The 20799-nt window shown below is 63.4% G+C and carries 20 protein-coding genes; 10 read left to right on the top strand and 10 right to left on the bottom strand.

What is annotated here, in order from left to right; translation table 11 throughout:
* Positions 1-24 precede the first annotated feature (24 nt).
* Together DSC91_RS36495 and DSC91_RS36490 are read right to left on the bottom strand one after the other, a co-directional pair.
* Complete coding sequence (locus tag DSC91_RS36495; protein ID WP_115776263.1) at positions 25-432, bottom strand: Hsp20/alpha crystallin family protein; 408 nt, start codon at positions 430-432, stop codon at positions 25-27.
* Positions 433-447: 15 nt separating this feature from the next.
* The gene (locus DSC91_RS36490) at positions 448-888 is read right to left on the bottom strand and encodes an Hsp20/alpha crystallin family protein (RefSeq protein ID WP_115776261.1); all 441 of its coding nucleotides are present in this window, start codon (positions 886-888) and stop codon (positions 448-450) included.
* Positions 889-1137: 249 nt separating this feature from the next.
* Between DSC91_RS36490 and DSC91_RS36485 the strand changes: the two genes are divergently transcribed.
* From DSC91_RS36485 to DSC91_RS36445, 8 genes are all read left to right on the top strand, one after another.
* Positions 1138-1521 carry a hypothetical protein gene (locus DSC91_RS36485; protein WP_115776259.1) on the top strand — a complete coding sequence of 128 codons (384 nt, stop codon included), beginning with the start codon at positions 1138-1140 and terminating at the stop codon, positions 1519-1521.
* Between the two features lie 96 nt (positions 1522-1617).
* Positions 1618-1995 carry a hypothetical protein gene (locus DSC91_RS36480; protein WP_115776257.1) on the top strand — a complete coding sequence of 126 codons (378 nt, stop codon included), beginning with the start codon at positions 1618-1620 and terminating at the stop codon, positions 1993-1995.
* A 399-nt stretch (positions 1996-2394) separates the two neighbouring features.
* Positions 2395-3540: an RNA polymerase subunit sigma-28 gene (locus tag DSC91_RS36475; protein WP_115776255.1), complete on the top strand. Its 1146-nt coding sequence runs from the start codon at positions 2395-2397 to the stop codon at positions 3538-3540.
* Between the two features lie 330 nt (positions 3541-3870).
* On the top strand, positions 3871-4173 hold the full coding sequence (locus DSC91_RS36465) for a co-chaperone GroES (RefSeq protein ID WP_115776252.1): 303 nt from the start codon (positions 3871-3873) through the stop codon (positions 4171-4173).
* A 66-nt stretch (positions 4174-4239) separates the two neighbouring features.
* Positions 4240-5862 (top strand): chaperonin GroEL, encoded by a 1623-nt coding sequence (groL, locus tag DSC91_RS36460; RefSeq protein ID WP_115776250.1) that lies wholly within the window; start codon positions 4240-4242, stop codon positions 5860-5862.
* 81 nt (positions 5863-5943) lie between these two features.
* Positions 5944-7878 (top strand): molecular chaperone DnaK, encoded by a 1935-nt coding sequence (dnaK, locus tag DSC91_RS36455; protein ID WP_115776248.1) that lies wholly within the window; start codon positions 5944-5946, stop codon positions 7876-7878.
* Positions 7879-8001: 123 nt separating this feature from the next.
* Positions 8002-8265, top strand: a complete 264-nt coding sequence (locus tag DSC91_RS36450) for a hypothetical protein (protein ID WP_115779615.1) — start codon at positions 8002-8004, stop codon at positions 8263-8265.
* Between the two features lie 158 nt (positions 8266-8423).
* Positions 8424-8948: a hypothetical protein gene (locus DSC91_RS36445; RefSeq protein ID WP_115779614.1), complete on the top strand. Its 525-nt coding sequence runs from the start codon at positions 8424-8426 to the stop codon at positions 8946-8948.
* A gap of 298 nt (positions 8949-9246) precedes the next feature.
* Here the strand turns inward: DSC91_RS36445 and tnpC are convergent, their stop codons facing one another.
* The 4 genes from tnpC to DSC91_RS36425 form a co-directional block, all read right to left on the bottom strand.
* Positions 9247-9612 carry a Tn3 family transposase post-transcriptional regulator TnpC gene (gene tnpC, locus DSC91_RS36440; RefSeq protein WP_115776247.1) on the bottom strand — a complete coding sequence of 122 codons (366 nt, stop codon included), beginning with the start codon at positions 9610-9612 and terminating at the stop codon, positions 9247-9249.
* Entirely contained in the window at positions 9609-12605 is a 2997-nt protein-coding gene (locus DSC91_RS36435) for a Tn3 family transposase (RefSeq protein ID WP_115776245.1), read from the bottom strand. Before DSC91_RS36435 ends, tnpC begins: the two co-directional genes overlap by 4 nt.
* Before the next feature lie 124 nt (positions 12606-12729).
* Positions 12730-13122, bottom strand: coding sequence for an MFS transporter (locus tag DSC91_RS36430; RefSeq protein WP_373291975.1), 393 nt, complete (start codon positions 13120-13122; stop codon positions 12730-12732).
* A gap of 61 nt (positions 13123-13183) precedes the next feature.
* Positions 13184-14374: a M20 aminoacylase family protein gene (locus DSC91_RS36425; RefSeq protein WP_115783280.1), complete on the bottom strand. Its 1191-nt coding sequence runs from the start codon at positions 14372-14374 to the stop codon at positions 13184-13186.
* Between the two features lie 112 nt (positions 14375-14486).
* Here DSC91_RS36425 and DSC91_RS36420 point away from each other — a divergent pair, with 112 nt between their 5' ends.
* The gene (locus tag DSC91_RS36420) at positions 14487-15446 is read left to right on the top strand and encodes a LysR family transcriptional regulator (protein WP_115783279.1); all 960 of its coding nucleotides are present in this window, start codon (positions 14487-14489) and stop codon (positions 15444-15446) included.
* Here the strand turns inward: DSC91_RS36420 and DSC91_RS36415 are convergent.
* Genes DSC91_RS36415 through DSC91_RS36400 form a run of 4 tightly spaced genes read right to left on the bottom strand, consistent with a single transcriptional unit; the run spans position 15427 to position 19923 of the window.
* Positions 15427-16659 carry an NAD(P)/FAD-dependent oxidoreductase gene (locus DSC91_RS36415; RefSeq protein ID WP_115783651.1) on the bottom strand — a complete coding sequence of 411 codons (1233 nt, stop codon included), beginning with the start codon at positions 16657-16659 and terminating at the stop codon, positions 15427-15429. The two genes, DSC91_RS36420 and DSC91_RS36415, sit on opposite strands and share 20 nt — an antisense overlap.
* A gap of 27 nt (positions 16660-16686) precedes the next feature.
* Entirely contained in the window at positions 16687-17043 is a 357-nt protein-coding gene (locus DSC91_RS36410; protein ID WP_115783278.1) for a RidA family protein, read from the bottom strand.
* A gap of 4 nt (positions 17044-17047) precedes the next feature.
* Positions 17048-18598 carry an amidase gene (locus tag DSC91_RS36405; RefSeq protein WP_115783277.1) on the bottom strand — a complete coding sequence of 517 codons (1551 nt, stop codon included), beginning with the start codon at positions 18596-18598 and terminating at the stop codon, positions 17048-17050.
* A gap of 38 nt (positions 18599-18636) precedes the next feature.
* Positions 18637-19923, bottom strand: a complete 1287-nt coding sequence (locus tag DSC91_RS36400) for an MFS transporter (RefSeq protein ID WP_115783276.1) — start codon at positions 19921-19923, stop codon at positions 18637-18639.
* A 116-nt stretch (positions 19924-20039) separates the two neighbouring features.
* Between DSC91_RS36400 and DSC91_RS36395 the strand changes: the two genes are divergently transcribed.
* Positions 20040-20717, top strand: coding sequence for a helix-turn-helix domain-containing protein (locus DSC91_RS36395; protein WP_115783650.1), 678 nt, complete (start codon positions 20040-20042; stop codon positions 20715-20717).
* The last annotated feature ends 82 nt before the right edge of the window (positions 20718-20799 follow it).

The following is a 20799-nucleotide window of genomic DNA, read 5'->3' as shown; positions in this document are numbered from 1 at the left end:
TTCTGACCTGCCATTGCTGGCGGGTCAGCTGGTCTTGACTTCGATGCGCCGTGGACGCGCCTCGTCGCGGCGTGGGATCGTCAGCTTCAGCACCCCGTCCTGGAGGTTCGCCTCGATCTTTGACGTATCGAAGTCCGGTGACAGCGTGAACGTCCGGGCGAAGTGCGGTTCGCGGACCTCGGCATGCTGCAGCCGCAGGTTTGCCCGCGTCGGCACCACCGCCTCGGCCTCGATCGAGAGGCTGCTGTCGTGAACTTTGACGTCCAGCTTGTCCTTCGTCACGCCGGGCAGATCAGCCCACAGCGTGACGCCCTGGGGGTCCTCGTATATGTCGACGGCCGGGGTGAGCGTGATCCGGCGCGCGGGCTGTTCAGTGTCGCGACGCGCCACTGCGGATTGGTCGCGTTCAGCCAGTTGGGTCGTGTCAGTCATGATCGCCTCCTCGGATTACTGGACAGTGATAGCGCGCGGCTTGGACGATTCGCGCCTGCCGATGCTGATCGACAGGCAGCCATTTTCGTAGCGCGCCTGAACCTTATCGGGATCGGCGGTCTCCGGCAGCTCGATGACGCGCCGGAAGATGCCGGCAAAGCGCTCCTGCGCATAGGTGCGCGTCTCGCTACCAGTGTCAGGTTGTGTCGATTTGCGTTCGCCGCTGATGGTCAGCAGGCCCTTGTCGACCGATACGTCGAGTTCGGTGGCGTTGATGCCTGGGGCGAAGGCGACAATCTCGATCGACTCGTCGGTCGCACCGATGTTGATCTGAGGAAACGCGCCGAAACGGCCGGCGCGGATGCTGGACGGGAAACCGCCGAAGAGTTGCGCCATCTGCTGCTGCAGGCGGTCAAACTCGCCGAAGAGGTCGGTTCCGAAGTAAAGATCGCTCATGATCGTATCCTCCTTGAGTGCAGCCGGGATGCGAACGGGCCTACGCGCTCCAGTTCGCCTGCCAGACTGCTGACAAACAAATCGAAACACGCAGCGCACGGAATGAAGCGATCCGCGCGGCTGCCTGAGCGAAACTTAAGATAGGAACTCTGCAGAAAATTTCAAGGGGCGTCGGCAGATTTTTGCACTTGAAATTTCGGCGCTGGAACCTATCATCGCAGCGGCTTGGAACTGCATATGGAGGACGTCATGGAATTCGACACGGACTGGCTTACGCTGGGCAGGCATCGTATCCGGCTGCGCTCGACGAAGGGCTTTCCGACCGAGACGATGCGCACCGTGGTGGAGGTCGTCAGGCTCGCGATCGACAACAACATGAGCGCACGGGCGCGACTCGTCGAGGTTGTCTGTCGGCAGGAAAAGACCTACGACGTGCTGGTCGGCACGACGATGGTGGAAGACAAGGTTTGTGCACCGCAACTTGAAGCCGCGGTGGCGGTCGTGCTGGGCCTGTTACCTGACCAGATCAACATCACGGTCACACATGTTACGCAGAAGGAGGTCGATCTGCACTTTGGTGTCTACGAGCGGATGTTGTCAGAGAAGATTGGTGCAGCACCGCCGATCCAATGATCGAGCCTGCGTCCCGCCGTCCTGCAGGCGCCGGCTCTCGTCTCCTGCCGGCGAGTGCGGACGCGGCGGCGTCTGTCGCGGAATGGGAGCATCACCATGAAAATACGATCACGCGGGTTACTCGCCGCGGCCGCCCTGGCCGCGGGCGCCTTCCCTGCAGCAGTGGTCGCTATTGCGCCACTGCCGCGGGCATTGCCAGTCCAGCAGGACATCTGGATCGCCGGTACTATCCAGCGGGGCAACGGGCAGTTCGCGCCGGGAGACTATACGACGATCCGGCTGGATCGCCCGGCCGCTTCACCGTGCAGCGACAAGGTCGTGACCGACATCCTGCTCGGCCAGGCCGGCACCACCGAACACTTGCTGCTGTTGCCGTATCTGAACCAGCGGGTCGCGGTGAGAGGGCGCATCACCTGTCCGGATACCGGAATCCAGTTTGCACCGACGCCGGACTTCGTGTTTCCGATCTACTGACCCGACAGGAGAGCTTCGAAGGCGCATGCACGACCGTGCGCGGTGTCCATTTTCTGCGCCTTCAATCCGCCCGCTCGGGCGGATGTCCTCGCAGTCGCCTGCGACGTCCAGCAATGCATCGCGGCCCTTGATTTTTTCGCCACTGTTTTTATATTTTGTGTTGCCAGCCCGGATAGCGATGAAGGGCAAATGGCGTATGCCCGTGACGTCGGATGACGAGTGTCTGGGAAACACAGCGAGCGGGCAGAGTCAGGGGTGCGAAGCGAAACCTCACCGGATACGGTGAGCCTCGCAGCGCAAGCGTCGGGCCGGTGGTCCCGCCGGCGATCGCGCGCCCGCCCCTGAGGGAGTGACGGCCGCCTCCGATGCGGCGGCCACTGGAAGACGTGCAGGACTGTCATGAAAACGGCGATCAGTTACCGGAACATTTCGGAGCTTGCCCGCCCCGACCTGGAACGATTGGTTGGCAATCTCCTCGGCCGACACCTCCAGCCGCACCTGTCGCACTTCCCCGCCGAACTCGTCCGGTTGCGTGCGACCCTCGAACGAAGCGGCCATCGCAGTCTCTACCGGGCAAGGCTCCGGCTCGGATTGCCGAGTGCCACGCTCGCCTGCTCGGACGAGTCGCCCGAACTCGAAAAAGCCCTCGAACTGTCCTTCGTGGAACTGGAGCGGCAACTCGAGCGCCACAGCGCCCACCTGCGTCACGAGGACAACTGGCGCCGCAAGGAGCGCCGCGCCGGGTTGCGTCGGCTCAAAGGCGCGGCGGCCGGTCCGGTCGCAGCCGGGCTAGCGCTGTTCAGTGAGCTCGTGCGCCCATTGCTGCCGGAGCTCAAGCGCTTCGTGGAGCGCGAACTCGCCTACCTGCAGGCGCGCGGCGACCTCGCACCAGGGGACCCCGCCGTGGATGAGGTCGTCGACGAGACGCTGGCCCGCGCCTGCGAAAGACTCGCGCGGCGTCCACGCAAGCTCGAGCCGAGACAGTGGCTCTACCAGATCGCGCTCGACTTGCTCGCCGAGGACGTGAGCCGCCGGCAGACCGACGAGGGCCGCTGGATCTCCCTGGAAGGCAGACCGCCGGTTCAGTTGCGCGAGCCGCACGAAGACGATGACGAGATCCTGTTCGAATACTGGCAACCCGACGAAGTGCTGCGACTCGAAGACGTGACGCCGGCGGCCGACGGTACGCCCGAAGAGGAATTGAGCGCAAAGGAAACACGTCGACTCGTGGCAGCGCTTATTGCAGACATGCCGACGTCGTGGCGCCAGGCGCTGGTGCTGTGCCGGATGGAAGCCGTGCCCCGAGCCTCCGCCGCTCAGGTGCTCGGCACCAGCGAGCACGAACTCAAGCGCTGGCTCGTGGATGCCGATGCGTTTCTCAAGGCCCGACTCCGCGAGCTGCGATTCACGCCCCAGGACGCAGGCGTGGCCGGAGACTACGTCGTGGCCGGCATGCCGCCACCGGCGTCCCGGCTGACCCGGGAGTTCGATGACGCCACGCGGGGAGATACGCCGCGTAGGGCTCGGCATGGAGGTGAACGATGAAGACCCTCAGGACGCCACACTCGGACCTCGCTGATGCAGATGCGCTGCTCGACGAGGCGCTGCGGGAAACCTTTCTGGCCAGCGACCCCATTGCGTGCACGCCGGCGTCCGAGGCCGGTGCGCCGCGGGCGCGCCGGGCGTCGGGACGTGCAAAAGGTGCGTCTGTTGCCCCCGGCCAGGGGATCTGGTCAACCCGCGGAAGATCGGCGATCAGGCGCTCCGCAGTGAGGTCGGGGGCCGGTTGAGCACCCCGCGCGGAATCGCCATGCAGTCGATTCGGCATACTACCGAATCCCCATAGACAGCATCTGTGACGACACGGAGCCAATCATGAAAATCTGTCCTTTGCATGATCGGGTCGTGGTCAGGCGGCAGGAACAGGAGCGCAGGACCGCAGCAGGCATCGTCATCCCCGATACTGCTGCCGAAAAACCCGACCACGGAGAAGTGATTGTCGTCGGCCCCGGCACGCGGCTCGAGGATGGCCGCCGTTGCGAACCGGACGTCAAGGTGGGCGACCGCGTGCTGTTCGGCAAGTATGCCGGCACCGCCATCAAGGTCGAAGGCGAAGAGCTGCTGGTCATGCGCGAAGCTGACCTACTGGCGGTGGTGACCGCGGATTCCGCTTCATGAGGAGATCGATGGCGGCGCCATCGCACGGTGTTGCATTTTGTCTGACATGTCGGGAGGAACTGGAAAATGGCAGCCAAGGACGTCAAGTTTCACGATCTCGCCCGCCACCGCATTCTGACGGGCGTCAATCTGCTTGCCGACGCGGTCAAGGTCACGCTCGGTCCAAGGGGACGCAACGTCGTGCTCGAGCGATCGTTCGGCGCACCGACGGTCACCAAGGACGGCGTCACCGTGGCGAAGCAGATCGAACTGCGCGACCGGTTCGAGAACATGGGCGCCCAGATGGTCAGGCAGGTCGCCGCGAAGACCTCCGATGTCGCCGGTGATGGCACGACCACCGCCACCGTGCTGGCTCAGGTCATCGTGCGGGAAGGCATGAAGTACGTCGCGGCCGGCCTGAATCCGATGGACCTGAAGCGCGGCATCGACCAGGCCGCGGCGGTCGTCGTCGAGGAGCTCAGGAAGCTCTCGAGAGCCGTGACGACCAGCAAGGAAATCACCCAGGTCGGCGCCATCTCGGCGAATGCCGATGAGGAGATCGGCCGGATCATCGCCGAAGCGATGGAAAAGGTCGGCAAGGATGGCGCGATCACCCTTGAAGAAGGCAAGTCGCTGCAGAGCGAACTGGAGGTAGTCGAAGGCATGCAGTTCGATCGCGGCTGGCTCTCGCCATATTTCATCACCGATCCCGAGAAGCAACTCGCCGTGCTTGAGGAACCGTACATTCTCGTGCATGACCGGAAGATCTCGAGCATCCACGACTTGCTGCCCGTGCTGGAAGCGGTCGCCAAGGTGGGCAAGCCGTTGCTGATCATCGCCGAGGACGTCGAGGGTGAGGCCCTGACCACGCTCGTGGTGAACTCGCTGCGCGGCATCCTCAAGACGGTGGCGGTGAAGGCGCCGGGCTTCGGCGATCGACGCAAGGCGATGCTGGAAGACATCGCGACGCTGACCGGCGGCCTGGTGATTTCGGAGGAAACCGGCAAGCAGCTCGAGAAGGTGGCGCTGGAAGACCTCGGACGGGCCAAGCGGGTGGAGGTCGAGAAGGAGGCCACCACAATCATCGACGGCGCGGGTGACCGCAAGACGATCGATGGACGCATTCAGACGATCCGGCGCCAGATCGAAGAGACGACTAGCGACTTTGACAGGGAGAAGTTGCAGGAGCGCATCGCGAAGCTGTCCGGGGGCGTCGCGGTGATCAAGGTAGGGGCGGCCACCGAAGTCGAAATGAAGGAGAGGAAGGCGCGCGTGGAGGATGCGCTGCACGCCACGCGTGCGGCCGTCGAGGAAGGCATCGTGCCGGGCGGCGGCGTTGCGCTGTTGCGCGCTCGCGCGGCGCTCAAGGAACTACGGGGCGCCAACACCGACCAGGATGCCGGCATCAGGATCGTGCTGCGCGCTCTGGAGGAACCGCTGCGGCAGATCGCGTTGAACGCGGGCGAAGAGCCCTCGGTCGTGCTCAACCGGGTGCTGGAGCAGTCCGGCAACTTCGGCTGGAACGCGGCTACCGATACCTATGGCGACCTGATGGAGATGGGCGTGGTCGATCCAACGAAAGTGACGCGCACGACCCTGCAGAACGCCGCGTCGGTCGCCGGGCTGATCCTCACTACGGACGCGGTGGTGGCGGAGTTGCCGAAGGAAGAGGCCCGGCCCGCCGTGTCACCGCCCGAGATGGAGTATTGACCGGGATGCGCAGTGGGATGACGGCGTAACGGAGCGGGATTCACGGGGCATTCCCCGAACCAGATCGAGCGAGTGAAAACCATGGGCAAGATCATCGGCATCGACCTCGGCACCACGAACTCGTGCGTGGCGCTGATGGAAGGCAGTCAGGTCAAGGTAATCGAAAATTCGGAAGGTGCGCGCACCACGCCGTCGATCGTCGCCTACATGGACGAGGACGAAGTGCTCGTCGGCGCACCGGCGAAGCGCCAGGCCGTGACCAATCCAAAAAACACGCTGTTTGCCGTCAAGCGGTTGATCGGCCGCCGCTACGAAGAGAAGGAAGTGCAGAAGGACATCGGCCTGATGCCTTTCAGAATTTTCAAGGCCGACAACGGCGACGCATGGGTCGAGGCGCAGGACAAGAAGCTTGCCCCGCCGCAGGTATCGGCGGAGGTGCTGCGCAAGATGAAGAAGACCGCCGAGGAATACCTCCGCGAACCTGTCACTGAAGCCGTCATCACGGTGCCCGCCTACTTCAACGACAGCCAGCGGCAGGCCACGAAGGACGCCGGCCGCATCGCCGGCCTTGAAGTAAGGCGGATCATCAACGAGCCGACTGCGGCGGCGCTCGCGTTCGGCCTGGACAAGCAGGAAAACCGTGACCGCAAGATCGCCGTGTTCGACCTCGGCGGCGGCACCTTTGACATCTCCATCATCGAGATCGCCGACGTGCAGGGCGAGAAACAGTTCGAAGTGCTCTCGACCAACGGCGACACGTTCCTTGGCGGCGAGGACTTCGACCAGCGCATCATCGACTACATCATCGGCGAGTTCAAGAAGGAGCAAGGCGTCGACCTGTCGAAGGACGTGCTCGCACTGCAGCGCCTGAAGGAGGCGGCCGAAAAGGCGAAGATCGAACTGTCGTCGACCCAGCAGACCGAAATCAATCTGCCGTATATCACGGCCGACGCGAGCGGACCCAGGCATCTCACGCTGAAGCTCACGCGGGCCAAGCTCGAAGCACTGGTCGAAGATCTGATCGAGCGCACGATGGAGCCATGCCGCATCGCCATCAAGGACGCCGCCGTGGCAGTGGACAAGATCGATGACGTGATTCTGGTGGGCGGGATGACCCGCATGCCCAGGGTGCAGGACAAGGTTCGGGCGTTTTTCGGCCGCGAGCCGCGCAAGGACGTCAATCCTGACGAAGCCGTGGCGGCGGGCGCGGCCATCCAGGGCGCGGTGCTCGCAGGTGAGCGCAAGGACGTGCTGCTGCTTGACGTCACGCCGCTGTCGCTCGGCATCGAAACACAGGGCGGCGTGATGACCAGGATGATCGAGAAGAACACCACCATCCCGACCAAATTCTCGGAGATTTTCTCCACCGCCGACGACAACCAGCCTGCCGTGACGGTCAAGGTCTATCAGGGCGAGCGCGAGATGGTCACGGGCAACAAGCTGCTGGGCGAGTTCAGCCTCGAAGGCATCCCACCATCGCCGCGCGGCGTGCCGCAGATCGAGGTGACGTTCGACATCGACGCGAATGGCATCCTGCACGTGTCGGCCAAAGACAAGGCGACCGGCAAGGAAAGCCGCATCACCATCAAGGCCAATTCAGGTCTGTCCGAGGAGGAAATACAGAAGATGGTGAGGGATGCCGAGGCCCACGCCGCTGAAGATCACCGGATGCGTGAGCTGGTTGACGCGCGTAACCATGGCGATGCCCTGGTGCATAGCACGAAGAAGGCGCTCACCGAGTACGGCGACAAGCTGGAGGCGGGTGAGAAGGAAAAGATCGAAGCCGCGATCAAGGAGCTCGAGGGAGCGCTCAAGGGATCCGACAAGGCCGAGATCGACGCCCGGGTGCATGCGCTCGCCACGGCCTCGCAGAAGCTCGGCGAAAAGCTGTATGCCGACGTGCAGTCGCAGGCAGCCAGTGGCTCAGAAGGCTCGGCCAGTCAGGAGGCCGGTGGCGGAACAAGGGAGGAGGACGTGGTCGATGCCGAGTTCAAGGAGGTGAAGACGAAGCGGTAAGCCGCAGCAATGCCATGCTTCGGCTCGATTCCAGGCTTGGACGAATCGATACACGGACATCTCGTAATAGCCGGTCCGCGCCGTTCGCTGTTGCGGCGGACACGATTTCCATTTTTGGTGAACATGAAGCTGAATTTGACGATTGATTCCACGCCTTTGAGCATTGAGCTTGATGACGTAATCGCCGGGCTGCTGGCGGTGCGGCTGGACGCGCCTTCGGAAGGCGACGCCATGCGCGACGCGATTTCCCGTCATCTGAGCGACGTCGGCGGTCCATGGCTGCTGGATGAGGACCACATGCGCAATCGCATTCTGCGCCGGCTCATTCTGGAAATCGTCGATCCGGCGCTGGTCGTTCGCTATCTGATGATCGAGCAGCCGCAGTAGGTTTTCGTGCGGAACGGAACGTCGAAGGCGGAAGCTGCGCGACGAGGCACGCTGTCGGGAACCCGAAATATATCAATCAGGGCGCAGGCGCGCCAATGTCGTCCAGGATGGCTCGCGCGAGCGGCACAGGTGAGCTGTTTTACTGTAAGGAGGTCGCTATGGAACTTCACATGCATTCGCACCATTTCACTCGCCGTACGCCTGACTGGCGCGCGGCCGTGATCGGCGGCTGTGTCGCTGGCGTGGTTTTCCTGGTGCTCGAGCTCGTAGCCATGTGGGTCACGGGGCAGAGCCCATGGGGACCACCGCAAATGATCGCGGCAATCGCCCTGGGACGTGATGCGCTTGCCCGACCTGCCACGTTTGACCCGGGCATCATGCTGGTGGCGCTCGTCGTCCACTTTGCGCTATCGATCGTCTTCGCGCTCATTCTGGCGGTGATCATGGCGCCGTTCAGCTTTGATTCGAGCATCGGAATGGCCTCGCTGGTGGGGGCTTTATTCGGTGTCGCCGTGTACCTGGTCAACTTCTACGGCATGACCCGGTTGTTTCCGTGGTTCGCAGACGCCCGAGGCTGGATGAGCCTCATTGCCCACATCGTGTTCGGGCTGGTAGCGGCAGACACCTATCTGCGTCTCGAAAGGAGGGAGACAGACGTGAGTGGAACGAAGACCACCAGCTAACAACACGGTCCGTCAGGACCCACGTCGGCATCAGGTACGGCGACGGCGCAGGCGGCACAGCAGCCGCGCCGTCGTCTCCCGTTTCGGCTCACCGGTCACGGCAGGCGGCCGAGCTTCGGCCGCCATCCGGGGTGCCCTTCAGACTTGGCTGATTTTGCCACCTGCATCGGCCTGAAACGACCCAGGAAGTGTGGGCACATTCCGAGAGCCACAGTAAACGCGGCTCTTACATCGCCCGAGGCGCTCAGAGTCATTTGAGTCCCGCGATTACCCCTGCAAGCGTTTCGCCCACACACACTCAATCTTCGCCGAACGCATCGTCCGGGTACAACGCTTCGAGCGGATCAAGAATCGTTCTCACCCGCGTCAGTTCTACGATAAATTCGTCAATCAGGTGCAGTGCATCCAGCACCTGCTCCGGAAAGGAGCCATCGTGTCGCGATGGCACAGACGGTGCGCCGTTCAAGACCGCGTGCGCCATGCTGTGAATTCCCAGCAGATCATCGCGCAGCCCTTCGGGATCGTGCAACTGCGCGCGGAGGCGATCGACGATATCGACGGCGGTCAGCAAGCGGGTTGTGTCGTAGCTCGATTCGAGCCGCTCAAGCGCGGCGGTGTCGACATCGCCGAAACAGGTCGTAGTGATGGCCGGGCGTGCAGTCATGGGCGGGATGCGTAGGTACGGGCTGCATGGCCGAACAGCGGGTCTTTGATCCAGGCCTCCGGCCGACGATCCAGGTGCAGTTTATAGTGGCCGAAGCGCCGGATGTTGTGGGTCGGGTACGGGCTCAGAAACTCGATGTCTTCGGCGCGCACTTTCTCGCCGTTTGCCGCCATCTCGCGCAGCGCTTGCATCATGTCCACCGTGTTTTGCAGGATCACGGCCGACGCGACCAGGTCATTGTAGCGTAGCCGTTTCTGCTGCTCCTCCGGCTCGTTCTCGGCGATCACGTCGCCACCGAACGACAGCCACTTGGAGAAGCCGTTGTACGACTCGATCTTGTTCGTGTTCGCGGTGACCTCCTGCCGCAATTCGAGGCTGCCTATCCACTCGAGCAGAAACACCGTGCGAACGACGTTGCCGAGTTCGCGCGCGGCCAGGTACAGCCGGTTCTTGCGGCTTTCGGAGCCAAGCCGGCGCAGCAGCAGCGGCGACGAGATCGTACCCGCCTGAATCGACAGCGCGACCTGCATCAGCTCCTGCCAGTGCTGCTCGATCAGCACCCAGTCGATGGTCGCCGTGAACAGCTTGTCGATGTGCCTGTACCTGGCCTTGCCGTCCGGCCGGTACAGGACGAGATCCTTCCAGTTTCGGATCCGCGGCATCAGGTTGATGCCGAGCAGGTACGTGAACGCGAAAACGGCAGCCGACTGCCCCTGCGTATCGGCATGGACGGTATCGGCCTTGACCGACAGACCCGCTTTCAGCAGCCCCTCGATCACATAGATCGCTTCCCAGACGCCCGGCGGAATGAAGTGCTGGAACACCGCGATATAGTTGTCGGCGACATGCCGGTACGCGACCGCCCCCATCTTCCGGTAGCGGAAGTGATAGCCGGCCAACAGGTTGTTGTCGTAGAAGTCGTACTGTGTTCCGTCGGCCGCTACCGTCTTGCCATCGCCCCAGTGTTTCGGCAGATCCAGCCGCAGGTACAGTTCGATCAGTTCGCGCTGTGCGGTTTCGAGCTTGTCCAGGCTCATATGCCGACGGTTGACGAACGAGAGCATGTGCGCGGTTACATCCGAGTCGAGATGGCGGGCCGCCTGGGTCGGGCCGAGATTGCAGCCCATCGCGAAAACGGTCAGCAGGTAGCGCTCGGCAGCCTTGCGGATCTGGGGATCGCTCCCGGACAGCGGCCCGAAGTGCCGCGTGAAATGCGTCCAGTGTTCGATGTTCGCGAGGATGTCCAGCATGTTCCGCGTCGGCAGGCGGGCGTTGAGCCGCTCCTGGAGTGCGATCGCGCTCGCCGGAATCTCCTTCGCGACGGTTTTGCGCAGGATCGGTTCGCCATGACGGTCGATTACGACGTGCTCGCGCTTGCGCGGCAGTTCGTCGTCAAGCTTGCGGGCGGCGGCCGTCAGCCATTGACGCAGATGGTGCACGAAGTCACTGCCGGTCGTTGGCATGCCGAGCTTGTCGCAATAGTCTGGCAACTGCTGCTCGCATTGCCGCCACGGCAGCAGGTGGTCGCGATAGTCAGCGTAGGCGTCAGAGCCGGATACGCACAGGTCGCCGACCCGTAGCTCCTCGGCCATGTACGAGAACACGCAGAGCTCGAGGTACCGGCGATTGGTCGGCGCTCCGTCGCCGTGTGAGCGACGCGCGAGCTTGCGCCACCGCGGCGCGGCAAAGCCCAGATCGACGTCGGCCTCGATCCACTCGCGATGCCGCGACTCGTTTTTCAGCACGACGTCGAGTGCATTGAGCAGCGAACGGACCGGGCTGGTCGAATCCCATTCGAGCGTACGGGCGACACGCATCATGACTGAACGGTGGGCCTTGAAGTGCTTCCAGAGCAGCGGCAGATAGTTGCGGCCGCTAAATGCACGGATCGCCGCACAGCTCTCGCGCAGCGGCTCCAGATCACCTTTCGGCGCGAGCAGCTTCCTGACTGCCCTGGCGATGGCCGTCTCGTCGGATTCGTCGGCGAGGATGTCGGCCACGCCATCCAGCAGGACGACGAGGTCCTCGACCTGATCACGCTGCTTGCGCTGGATCACGTCCAGCTCGTCGCTCGCGCGCTTGTGGATGGCGCCCATGCGCCGTACAAACATGTCGGCAAGATCGTCGCGGGCGCGCACGCGCATGCGGTTGAGCAGCGCGACGATCAGTGTGTAGCGCTTCTCGGGCAGTGTGTCGTTCCTGAGCGCCGACGCATCGAGCGCCATCGCCTGATTCGCGAGCGAGCGCAGCTTTGAGGCGGGAATTCCAGCGACGGCCAGTGAAAAATCGCCGAGTTCGTCAAGCCAGGCAATCTGGTCGATCAGCAGGTTCAGATGCTGGCGCGATGGGCGTTTCGCATGACGCTTGATGCGGTTGTAGGCAGTCTGCCGGCTCGACAGGTCGCGTGCGAGCATCCGGTTGAGCGTGAGCTTCTGTGCATCGGTCAGGCGTCGCGTGACGCGCTTGAACAGTCGGGACTGAGCCCGAGCGTGGATCTGTTCGGTCAGCCGGTCCAGCGTCGAGAACGCGGGCAGTTCGACATCGCGTGCGATCAACTCGTCGATCGTCGCGTTGATGATGTCGACCGGCTGGTCCATCGTCAGCGACGCCGTGTGCGCCGCGCGTGTCGCGATCGCGTTCGCGTCGGTGCCGTAATACGGCTTCACGTTCAGCCAGGCGCGTACCGCGGCGTAATGCCGGAACAGCGTCGAGGACGACGCGGTGTCGTAGCCAAATGGCACGGTGTCCGCAATGTTGGCGGCCGCCCGCACATGATCGACGATGGCACCCGGAATCGTGTCGAGCGGCGGGAAATTGTGCAGTTGCTGAAAGACCTTCAGCAGCACGAGCAGGCCCAATCGAGGCCGCTCGCCGCGCGTTGACCGGCGTGCCCACTCGAGTTCGTCGGACAGCGGCGTGTAGCTGGCTTGCAGTTCCCGGGGTGCCAGAACCTCGGGGAAGCGCGGGTACGCGGTGCGTTCGAGGGTAGCCATTGCGGATCATCCGGATCGCAGAGGGCCGTTCAGATTAGCGCAAGAAAAATCAGACGTTACTGCACCAAATCGTAATAATCAGCGCAATTTTCATAACCACGGAGCTTATGATAGGAATTTGCGCTTACCTTGCTCGTAGGCCTATCACGATCAACACGGGCGCCGCGATGCCGATTGTCTGGTAGGTCGGCGCGAGACCAATCGCCGCGGAGCCGAGGGCCATCAGGAAGATCGTCAGCGTCAGTGCGGCCCGGCGCCCGTGCTTGTCCGCGTAATGGCCGAGCACGAAGCCGCCGACGGGCCGCGCCACGAAGCCGATCGCGAACGCGGACAACGCCAGCAGCGTCGACACGACCGGATCTTGCGACGGAAAGAACAGCTTGGCGATGGTCAGCGCGAAAAAGCTGTAGACCGTGAAGTCGAAGAACTCGAGCAGATTGCCGAAGACGGCCGCCACGACAATGCGGGTCTGCGACACCGCAATCGTGTCGGACGACGTAAGAGGCTGGGTTGACATCGTTTAGGTCCTCGCCGTAGGCGTAGTTATGATGGTTCTGTCTGCGCGTTCTGACGCGCGCTCAGACTTTCGACGCAAGAAATCGCTCGACCAGCCGCGTCCAGAATGCGGCGCCGACGGTCAGGTTGTCGTCGTTGAAGTCGTACTTCGCGTTGTGCAGCATGGGCGTGTCCATGCCATTGCCCACGCGCAGGAAGCAGCCCGGCTTCTCCAGCAGGTAAAAGGCGAAGTCCTCACTGCCTGCGATCGGACCAAAGCCGTCGACCACGCGTTCGTCGCCCACCAGTTCGCGAGCGACCTGCAACGCGAATTCAGTCTCCGGCGCGCTGTTGACGAGCACCGGGTAGCCCGGCACATAGTCGATCTCGACGCTGGCGCCATGCGCTTCCGCATGCGCGTTGGCGAGCGCGCGGATGCGTGTTTCGAGCAGCGCGCGCACGGCGGGATCGAACGAGCGCACGCTCAGCTGAAGGCGTGCCGTTTCCGGGATCACATTGGGCGCGTGTCCGGCATTGAACGCGCCGACCGTGACCACGGCGGGCTGCATCGGATCGACGTTGCGCGACACGACCGTCTGCAGCGCGGTCACGAGTCCTGCGCCGATCACGAGTGGATCCGTAGCGAGGTGGGGGCGCGCAGCGTGGCCGCCGCGGCCGTGGATCGTGATGTCGACGGTATCGCATGCGGCCATGAACGGGCCGCTGCGGAACATGAACGTACCCGCCGGTGCGCCAGGATGGTTGTGCAGGCCGAAGATGGCCTCGCAAGGAAAGCGTTCGAACAGACCGTCGGCGATCATGCGCTGCGCGCCGCTATCCGTGCCGATTTCCTCGGCAGGCTGGAAGACGAGATGGACGGTTCCGTCAAAGCGGCGCGTGCGTGCCAGATGCCGCGCTGCGCCGAGGACCATCGCGGTGTGACCGTCGTGACCGCATGCATGCATCTTGCCCGGGTGAGTGCTGGCGTAGGGCAGACCCGTGGCCTCGGTGATGGGCAGGGCGTCCATATCGGCGCGTACGGCAACGGCCCGCGACCCCGTTCCCGACTTCAGCGAGGCGACCATGCCCGTTCCACCCAGACCCCGCGTCACTTCGTAGCCCCAGCTTTCGAGTGCTTCGGCGACCAGATCCGAAGTCTGGAACTCCTGGTAAGCCAGCTCAGGGTGCTGGTGCAAACGGTGACGAATGCCGCGCAGTTCGTCGTTCAGATCGCGGGTTTCGTCGAGGGTGCAAAAGTGCTGGGTATCGGCCATTGGAGTGACGTGCTTAGGGAAAACGAAGCGTCAGTATTTCGCTGCAAAAACACGCGATCAATGACGTCTTTAGGTCGATAATGTTGACTTGAATGTCAACGGTCAGGAAAGCATGTCAAACGACGCCGATCTCTTTCAGCAAGGCACCCTGAATCCGCGCAGCCTGCGCTATCTGCACGAAATCGCCGTGCATGGCGGCGTGCGGGCGGCGGCGGATGCGCTCGGCATCAATGCGTCGGTGATCAGCCGGCAGGTGACGCAGCTGGAGCGCACGCACGGTGTGGCGCTGCTCGAGCGGCAGGGCCGGCGCGTGGCGCTCACGGAAATCGGCCTGAGTCTCGTCGATCACTTTCTTGAAAGCCGGCGCCGCGACGCCGAGATGCTGGTGCAGCTGGAGGACTATCGGGGCCTGCGGCGTGGACGGATCGGTATCGGGTGTGGCGAGGGGTTCGTCGGCAATCTGCTGGCGATCGTGCTCGAACGTTTTAGTGCTCAGTTTCCGGATATCGTCGTCGATCTGCATACGGGCGCGACATCCGAAATCATCGCGATGGTTCGCAACGACGAGGTCGATCTGGGTCTGTGCGCGGGCGGGGCGATGGACCCGGCGATCCGCTCGCGCACGTTTCGCGCCGCGCCGTTCTGCGCGTTCGTGAGTCCGCGTCATCCGTTGGCGGGACTGCAGCGAGTCCGCTTCGAGCAGCTTGCCGATGCCCGCCTGATTTTCATGCCGCCGCGTTTCGGCGTACAGCAGTACGTCGACTCGATCATTCGCGCGGAGCGGCTCAGTCTGACGCCGGCTTACCGGTGCGATATGTTCGGCGCGGCGCAGGCAATTGCAGCGGCGGGGCTTGGCGTCGCGTTCATGTCGACCGACGCAGCGCGGCAATATCTCGACGCAGGCAAACTCGTTGCACTCGAAATCGATCATCCGATTGCACGCGACTTCAGCAATCAGGTGATACACCGGGTTGGCCGGCGCCTGTCGCCTGCTGCCGAGTTCTTGTGGAAGCAACTGGTCGAGGCGATGCAACGAGGCTGGGCGACGGCCGCTAAAACCGGTCCACTCTGAAGGGCCGGACATCCACAAGCGTCTGCTCGCCGCTTATCATCTCCGCGATCAACCGTCCTGTCACAGGGCCCAGCGTCAGCCCGTGATGGGCATGACCAAAGGCGAACCACATATCCCGATGATTGGCGGCCGGCCCGATGATCGGCATCATGTCGGGCGTGCACGGGCGCCGGCCCATCCAGGGTTCGGCGTCCAGACGCTCGGCCAACGGGAACAGCGTGCGGGCAACGGGCTCGACGGCGGCAAGCTGATTGGGCGTCTTGGGTGCGTCATGCAGCGCGATTTCGGCGCCGGTCGTCAGCCGGATGCCTTTGGCCATCGGCGCCAGCAGGTAGCCGCGTTCGACATCGAGGACCGGATGATTCAGCCGCGCGCCCGGCTGCGCGCCATAGTGCATGTGATACCCGCGCTTGATGCCGAGCGGCAGGCGGTAGCCCAGCCGCGAGCTCAGCTGATCCGACCACGGACCTAACGCGACCACGGCCGACGCCGCCGTGATCGTGCCCGCAGCCGTATCCACCTGCCAATGATCGCGCAGCGAATTCGCATCGCCGATGAAAAAATGCCCGCCAAGCTGTTCGAAGTATGTTGCGTAGGCCGTGACCAACGCGTTCGGGTTGCTGACGGAATCGGATGCGGTGTAGCGCAACGCGCCAATCAGGCTGCGGTCGAGATCGGGCTCCCGCTGTTGCAGACTCGCTGCGTCGAGCGATTCATATTCGACGCCGTATTCGCGATGCCACTGCTCGGCAAGCCGCGTTTCACTGTCGCGAACCGCTTCGGTGCGGAACACCTTCATCCAGCCGATCGGGCGCAATAACGCGCTCGCGCCGGCTTTGGCGGCCAGCGCGCGGTGCTCGCTCACGCAATGCTCAATCAGCGTCGAATACGATCTCGCGATCGCCGCATGCTTCACCGGATGAGAATTGCGCCAGTATCGCCACAGGAACGGCGCGGACTTGAGCATGGCATTGGCGTGATACCGAACGTCCGGCGAGCGGTTGCGCGCATAGCGCATCAACGTGCCGAGGTCGCGGGGAAACGCATACGGATAGACACCTTCGCGCTGGATGAGTCCCGCGTTGCCAAACGACGTTTCGTTGCCGGGCAGCTTGCGATCGACCAGCGCGACCTGGTAGCCGCGTTTCTGAAGATGGACGGCGACGCATACGCCGACAATGCCCGCACCCAGTACGACGGTATCGAATTTCATCATGCTCACGAACTCGCAGACTGATGACTACGCCGACAGGGCCGTCACGGCGACTTCGACATCGCAACCCGGCTTCATCAGCAACGCCTGAACGCAGGCGCGGGTCGGCGCATGGCCGGCGGGCACCCATGCGTCCCACACGGCGTTGAATTCGGCGAAATGCTTCGGGTCGCTCAGCCAGATATTCGCCGACAGCAGGCGCGTGCGGTCCACGCCTGCCGCTTCGAGCAGCGTGTCGATACGCGCGAGGATTTCGCCGGTCTGTTCGGTCACGGAGACGTTGGCCGTATCGGGCACCTGACCGGCCAGATACACCACGCCGTTGGCGATGACCACCTGGCTCATGCGTGCGTTCGTTTGCAGACGTTCGATTGGGTTCGACATGGTCTTAAACCGTTGAAATGCCGGCGCCGTTCGGGCCGGACTCGTTGAAAAGAGGCGGCGCCGTCACGATCGACTTCAGCGACGGATCCGCCTGGGTGAGCTTCGACAGATCGGGGCGAGGGCGGCGCAATACCGGCGATTGATCGAAAACCTGTTCCATTGCGTGCGCGACAGCGAGCGTCTTGCGGTCGCCATGAAACGGGCCGACGATCTGCAAGCCGAACGGCATGCCCGCATGATCGACGCCGCACGGCAGCGACACAGCCGGATGCGTCGTCAGCGTGACGACGTAAGTCAGCGCGAGCCAGCGATAGTAGTTGTCCTGTTCATGCCCGCTGATCTGCGCCGCGTAGAGCTGCTGCCACGGAAACGGCGAAACCGGTGTGGTCGGCGAGAGAATCACGTCGTATTGGTCGAACGCGCTCTGGAAGCGTTTGAAGATGCGGGTCTGCTCGGCCTGTGCCCAGGCGCTGTCGGCGAGACTCATGCTCGCGCCCAGTTCGTAGTTCGCGCGCGTGTTCGGACCGAGCTGGTTCGGGTCGCGCGTATAGGCATCGTGCAGACCGGCGACGAAGCTCTCGGCGCGAATGACGTCGAAGCAGCGGTGCACCTCGCCGAGATCGAAATTCACCTGTTCGCACGAACGGAACGACGGCGCGATCAGTGCGATGCGCTCGCGGAACACCTTGCGGATCTCGTCGTCGACGTCGCAACTGCCGAAGTCTTCGGTCCAGCCGACTCGCAGCGTGCCCAGGTCGATGTCGCCGGGCCGCGCGAAGCTCAACGGATCGACGGCGAAGCTGAGCGGATCGCCCGCCGAGATGCCCGCGGTCGCGGCGAGCTGCAGGCAGGCCTCGGCGACGGTGCGGCCCAGCGGCCCGACCACCGAAATCGGCGACCAGCCGACCAGCTTGCGCGAATTCGGCACGAGGCCCGGCGTCGGACGAAAGCCCACCACGCCGCATTTCGAAGCGGGAATGCGCAGCGAGCCGCCGGTGTCGGAACCGGTGCAGACAGGCAGCATGTCGCACGCGAGCGCGGCGGCCGAACCGCCTGACGAGCCGCCCGCGTTCAACGTGGTGTTGAACGGATTGCCGGTCGCACCCCATACAGGATTGCGCGTATTGGCGCCCGCGCCGAGTTCCGGCACGTTGGTCTTCGCGGTGACGATCGCGCCGGCAGCGCGCAGGCGCTCCACCAGCACGACGTCGCGCGTGGGCACGTTGCCTCGCGACATCGGCGAGCCATAGGTCGTCAGGAGACCTGCGGTATTTTCCAGATCCTTCACACCGAGCGGCAAGCCGTGCAGCAGCCCGAGCGTTTCGCCGTCGAGCACCTGTTTTTCGGCGCGTTTCGCGGCTTCCCGGGCAGCAGGGAAATCCGTCGCGGTCACCGCGTTCACCGCGGGATTGATCGCCTCGATGCGCGCGATGCAGGCGTCGAGCAGCTCGACCGGCGAAATCTCTTTCGTGCCGATCATCCGGCGCAGCTCGACGGCGCTGCGTTCAACCAGTTCCTCGTTGTGACTTGTTGCGTGATTTGTTGGGTGACTCATTGGGTGACTCATGCGTGCCTCGTTGCCTCCTCGATTCATCAGGCGAGCGCTTCGCCCGTGCGGTCTTTCAGCCAGATCACCGGGACCAGCGAGATGGCGCACGCGGCGGCCACGTACCAGGCCGGCGCGAGCGGGTTGCCGGTTTGCGCGACCAGCCAGCTTGCGATAAACGGCGAGAAGCCGCCGAAGAAGGATGCGCTCACGACGTAGGTCAGCGCAATACCGGTTGCGCGGACATGCTTCGGAAAGAGTTCCGGGATCATCACGAGCACAGGCACGATCTGTCCGGCGACGAACACCGCGAGCACGGCGGAGACGATGCACAGCGCGGTCATAGACGGATACGCGCTGAGAAAGGCGAACGCGGGATAGACGAGCAGCAGCATGACGACGCGCGAAATGACCAGCACGCGCTTGCGGCTGAAGCGGTCCGCGAGCATGCCCGCCAGCGGCGCCGCGGCAAACAGCACGAGCGAGCTCACGATGCCCGACGCGACAGCGGCCGTGGACGAGAGATGCAGCGCGCGCACCGCATGGCTCGGCAGGAAAAACGCGGTGATGTAGACGGACACGGAACCGCCCAGTTCGGCGAACGTGCCGAGTACGGTCAGCTTCAGATGCGTGGTCAGTGCCGCTTTCAACGCACCGCGCGGCGGCGCTTCGCCCGGCTTGCGCTCCGCGAGCGTTTCTTCGAGCCGCTTGCGGATGACCATGCCGGCCGGCGCGGCGACGATGCCGAGCAGAAAGGGGATGCGCCAGCCCCATTCGAGGACCGCCTGTTTGGGCAGTGTGGCGTTGATCAGCGTGGCGACGAGCGCCCCGAGCACCAGACCGGCCGCGGTGGCCGCGAAGTTCCAGCTGGCGAAGAAAGCGCGCGTGTTGTCGGTCGCATATTCGACCAGCAGGGTGGTGCCGGGGCCGAATTCGCCACCCGCCGCGAAACCCTGAATCAGACGTGCGGCCAGCACGATCAACGGCGCGGCGAGTCCAGCGGTCGCATAGGTCGGCGCGCAGGCGATCATCGCGCAACTCAGCGCCATCAGCATGATCGTGAGAACCATCGCTTTCTTGCGCCCGGCGCGGTCCGCGTAGGCCCCGATTACGATGCCGCCGAGCGGCCGCACCACGAAACCCACGCCGAATACCCCGATCGACAGCAGGAACTGGTTGACCGGCGAGGCACCCGGAAAGAACAACTGGCCGATCTGGATGGCGAAAAAGCTGTAGATCGTGAAGTCGTAGAATTCGAGCGCCGTGCCGATCGTCGTGGCGGTGATGACGTGGGTTTTCGTCAGACCCGACTTACCGAAAGCAAGAGTAGACACGATAGGGTTCCCACAGGAAGGGTGGAATCGACGTGAGTTATCATATACGAGAAAAAATAAATTCTCGTATGTGAGAAAGACTCCTTAGGGAAATCGATGAGATGGCCAAGGCGGTGATGAAAGATCAGGTCCCGAACAAGCCCGGCACGCGCGGCGCACAAGCGGCACAAACGGCACAAACGGCGCGCGAGGCGCCGCCCGCGCTCGACCACAAACTGGTGGGCGGCCATTTGCGGCAGGCGCGCAAGGCGCGCGGGCTGACGCTGACGGAACTGTCGGAGCGCTCCGGGATTGCGGTGTCGACGATCTCGAAGGCCGAGCGCGGCGATATCGCGCTGACCTATGACAAGTTCGCGGCGCTCGCGCACTCGCTCGACCTGGAGTTCGATGCGATTTTCGGCCGGCGCCGAAAACCGGCTGCCGGTGCGATGAAACCGTCGTTTACGGCATCCGGCAAGCAGGAGATTTACGACACGCCGAACTACGAGTACGGCATGCTCGCCAACAATCTGACCGGCAAGCGCATGGTGCCGATGCGCGCGCACATTCGCGCGCGGGCCGTGTCGGACTTTCCCGAGTACATCCGGCATTCAGGCGAGGAGTTCGTTTTCGTGCTGGGCGGCAAACTGGAATTGTGCTTTGAAAACGGCAAGTCGTTCAAATTGACGCCGGGCGACAGCCTGTATTTCGACAGTTCGGTGGGACATGTCTATCTGAGCCTTAGCAAAGAGGATGCGGAGGTGCTGGTGTGTTGTGTGGATAGTGGTAGTCACCGGCCAAATGGGGCGATTTGAATGGAGTGGGGGTGAGCGATCCAGGCGGCACGTCTTGCCCAACCGCCTCTGCTGCATGCTTCGCTCTATTGCGAACTTTCTG

The organism is Paraburkholderia caffeinilytica, from assembly GCF_003368325.1.
GTDB classification, from domain to species: Bacteria; Pseudomonadota; Gammaproteobacteria; order Burkholderiales; family Burkholderiaceae; genus Paraburkholderia; species Paraburkholderia caffeinilytica.
This window is presented reverse-complemented; position numbering and strand designations above follow the sequence as displayed.